General features: G+C 59.5%; 3 protein-coding genes. 2 read left to right on the top strand and 1 reads right to left on the bottom strand.

The genetic code is table 11. From position 1 onward, the window contains the following. Positions 1 to 308 precede the first annotated feature (308 nt). Positions 309 to 677: an Mth938-like domain-containing protein gene (locus ACRC1E_RS08165; protein WP_438514605.1), complete on the bottom strand. Its 369-nt coding sequence runs from the start codon at positions 675 to 677 to the stop codon at positions 309 to 311. Between the two features lie 179 nt (positions 678 to 856). Here ACRC1E_RS08165 and ACRC1E_RS08160 point away from each other — a divergent pair, with 179 nt between their 5' ends. Beyond that, the gene (locus ACRC1E_RS08160; RefSeq protein WP_438514604.1) at positions 857 to 2,086 is read left to right on the top strand and encodes a pyridoxal phosphate-dependent aminotransferase; all 1,230 of its coding nucleotides are present in this window, start codon (positions 857 to 859) and stop codon (positions 2,084 to 2,086) included. 75 nt (positions 2,087 to 2,161) lie between these two features. Further along, on the top strand, positions 2,162 to 3,258 hold a 1,097-nt coding region (locus tag ACRC1E_RS08155), incomplete at its 3' end, for a homoserine dehydrogenase (protein WP_438514603.1).

Raw genomic sequence — 3,258 nt, 5'->3', positions numbered from 1 at the left:
TGGTCGAGCTGGGTTGCACCCGCGCCGAGTTCCTCGAGATGCTGCAAGTGGCGGTGTATATGGGCGGTGGTCCGTCGCTGATGACGGCGGCCGAGGCGCTGATGGCCTATGAGAGTTTTGGTGGCGAGCGTGCTGCGGTGGCGGACAAGGCAGAAGCCTGCCCGGTGTAAGGGAATAGGGAATAGGGAATAGGGAATAGGGAATAGGGAATAGGGAATAGGGAATCGCGGGGTTGACATGGTTTGGCGGGTCGAAACACTGAAATCCCCGATCCCCGATCCCCGATCCCCGATCCCCGATCCCCTACCTTATTCCCCTACCACCGCCAGTAGCACGCGCCGGCCTTCCGATAGCAGGATGTTGTAGGTGCGGCAGGCGGCCTGGGTGTCCATTACCTCGACGCCGATATATTGTGCCGATAGTGTCGCGTATAGCCGTGGATGCGGAAAGCGCTGCTTGTGGCCGCTGCCGAACAGCACGACTTCGGGCTCAAAGGGCAGCAGTTCGGCAAAATGTTCGGCGCTTAAGGCGGCAAAGCTGGCGCCTTGCCATGGCTGGATCGTGTCGGCGGTAATGATGAGTGCGCCTTGATGGCGCGCCTTGTTGATTTCGACAAAGCCTTCCCCGTAGCCGGTAAACAGATTGTGGCCAGTGAGCTGAGCTTGATGCAGTTTCATAAGCATGTCCGTAAGGCTGAGTGAAGAGGCTAGTGCAGTGCAGCACCAATTTGGGATAGGATTATAAATGACATGGCCCGCGCTGGTGTGGGCACGCTATTTTGACTCTCCGAATGATTGCTTGTGCTACCGCCTCCGATGGCCGCTAACACAATGCCCTGCAAGGATCGACACAAGACATGCAAGCTGTACGCAAATCGCAAAAACTCGACAATGTTTGCTACGACATTCGTGGCCCGGTGCTGGAACACGCCAAAAAGATGGAAGAAGAAGGCCATCGCATCATCAAGCTCAATATTGGCAATCCGGCGCCGTTCGGTTTTTTTGCGCCGGACGAGATCAATGCCGACATGATCGCCAATCTGCAAAATGCCTCCGGCTATGTCGACTCCAAAGGTTTGTTTGCCGCGCGCAAGGCCATCATGCATTACACGCAGGAGAAGAATATTGCCGGTGTGGAGCTGGACGACATCTATATCGGCAATGGCGTATCCGAGCTGATCGTGATGGCGATGCAGGCCTTGCTCGACAATGGCGACGAAGTGCTGGTGCCGGCGCCGGACTATCCGCTATGGACGGCGGCGGTCAGCCTGTCCGGCGGTCGCGCCGTGCATTATGTATGCGAAGAGTCCAATGGCTGGTTCCCCAATATCGACGATATCAAGGCCAAGATCACGCCCAGCACCCGTGCCATCGTGGTGATCAACCCGAATAATCCGACCGGCGCGGTTTATCCGCCTGCGCTGCTGCAGCAGATCATCGAAGTGGCGCGCACCCATCAGCTGATCATTTACGCCGACGAAATCTACGACAAGGTGCTGTACGACGAGGCGCAGCATGTGTCCATCGCCAGCCTGGCCACCGATGTGCTGTGCATCACCATGAACGGCCTGTCCAAAAACTATCGCGCCTGTGGCTACCGCGCCGGCTGGATGTCGGTATCGGGCGAGAAGCGCCACGCCAAGGATTATATCGAGGGCCTGAATATGCTGGCCTCGATGCGTCTGTGCGCCAACGTGCCCGGCCAGTATGCGATCCAGACTGCGCTTGGCGGCTATCAGAGCATCAATGATCTGGTGGCACCGGGCGGGCGTCTGGCGCGCCAGCGCGATCTGGCCTACCAGATGCTGACGGCGATGCCGGGCGTATCCTGCGTCAAGCCGATGGGGGCGCTGTATATGTTCCCGCGTCTCGATCCCGAGGTGTACCCGATCGTCAACGACCAGCAGTTCATTCTCGAGCTGTTGCAGCAGGAAAAAGTGCTGCTGGTGCAGGGAACCGGCTTTAACTGGATTGCGCCGGATCACTTCCGCGTGGTATTTCTACCCAATACGGATGATTTGACCGAGGCGCTGGGGCGTCTGGGGACCTTCCTGGAAAACTACCGCCTGCGCCACGGTACCAACTAAGCGCAAAGCGATGCAGGCATGGGCACCGCACCCCTTGCCGCCGACAAAAAAATGACAAGCACAGGAGTCGTACATATGAAGCCGATCAATATTGGCCTGATGGGGGTAGGAACGGTCGGTGGCGGTGTCGCCACCGTGTTGAAACGTAACGCGGAAGAAATCAGCCGCCGCGCCGGGCGCGAGATCCGCCTGTTTATGGCGGCCAACCGCGACCTTGCGCGTGCGCGCGAGGCGGTCGGCCCCGAGATCGAGCTGGTCGATGATGCTTTCGCCATCGTCAACCATCCCGACGTCGATATCGTGGTCGAGCTGATCGGCGGCGATACCATCGCCAAGGAGCTGGTGCTGCAGGCGATTGCCAACGGCAAGCATGTGGTCACCGCCAACAAGAAGCTGCTGGCGCTGCACGGCAACGAGATCTTTGCCCGCGCGCAGGAAAAAGGCGTGATGGTGGCGTTCGAAGCCGCCGTCGCCGGCGGCATCCCCATCATCAAGGCGCTGCGCGAAGGCTTGGCTGCCAACCGCATCGAATGGATTGCCGGCATTATCAACGGCACCTCCAACTTCATCCTCACCGAAATGCGCGAGAAGGGTAGCGGCTTTAACGAGGTACTGGCCGAGGCGCAGCGCCTGGGTTATGCCGAAGCCGACCCGACTTTCGACGTGGAAGGCCACGACGCCGGCCACAAGCTGACCATCATGGCGTCTATCGCCTTCGGCATCCCGATGAACTTCGAGCTCTGCTACCTCGAAGGCATCAGCCAGTTGCAAGGGCGCGATATCGCTTACGCCGAAGAGCTGGGCTATCGCGTCAAGCTGTTGGGTCTGACCCGTCATACCGATGCAGGCGTCGAATTGCGCGTCCATCCGACGCTGATTCCGGAAAGCCGCCTGATCGCCAACGTCAACGGCGTGATGAATGCCGTGCTGGCCAAGGGCGATGCCATCGGCGCGACCCTGTATTACGGTGCCGGCGCCGGCGCGCTGCCGACGGCTTCTGCCGTGGTGGCCGATATTATCGATGTCACCCGCCTGCTGACATCCGACCCCGAGCACCGCGTGCCGCATCTGGCCTTCCAGCCGGATCAGCTCAAGGACTTGCGCATCCTGCCTATGGATGAAGTGGTCAGCTCTTATTATCTGCGCATCAGTGCCAGCGACCGCGCCGGCGT

This window comes from Craterilacuibacter sp. (assembly GCF_051659485.1).
Lineage (GTDB): Bacteria > Pseudomonadota > Gammaproteobacteria > Burkholderiales > Chromobacteriaceae > Craterilacuibacter.
The sequence above is the reverse complement of the archived record's forward strand: the minus strand, read 5'-3'. Positions and strand labels throughout refer to the sequence as shown.

Coding starts and splice junctions, on each gene's coding strand:
- ACRC1E_RS08165 (WP_438514605.1), bottom strand. CDS start 677: ATGAAACTGCATCAAGCTCAGCTCACTGGCCACAATCTGTTTACCGGC.
- ACRC1E_RS08160 (WP_438514604.1), top strand. CDS start 857: ATGCAAGCTGTACGCAAATCGCAAAAACTCGACAATGTTTGCTACGAC.